Consider the following 230-nt stretch of genomic DNA (forward strand, 5'->3'; position numbering starts at 1 on the left):
GAATCTGCCGCAGGGGCGCAGCTTCCAGTTGCTGCGGTTGCGCATCGACCCCCGGCTCGGCCGGATTCCCGAGATCAGCGGCAACCGGTTGATGGTGTCGGTCCGGATGATGCGGCACGAAGCGGACGACCGCCTGCACGCGAGCCTCGAGGACACCCCTTTCGAATTGACTCTGTGCGCCTGACGCGCACATGAATGAACCGGCGTCGCGGCCCGTGGGCACGGCGCGC

Annotated in this window: 1 protein-coding gene; it reads left to right on the forward strand. The window is 67.8% G+C overall.

Features of this window, described 5'->3' with window-relative positions:
- A partial coding sequence (zapD, locus tag CVH10_RS25030) for a cell division protein ZapD (protein WP_146143442.1) occupies window positions 1-184 on the forward strand: 184 nt, incomplete at its 5' end.
- Window positions 185-230: the final 46 nt, after the last annotated feature.

The organism is Halomonas sp. ND22Bw, assembly GCF_003011945.1.
GTDB lineage: Bacteria > Pseudomonadota > Gammaproteobacteria > Pseudomonadales > Halomonadaceae > Halomonas > Halomonas halophila.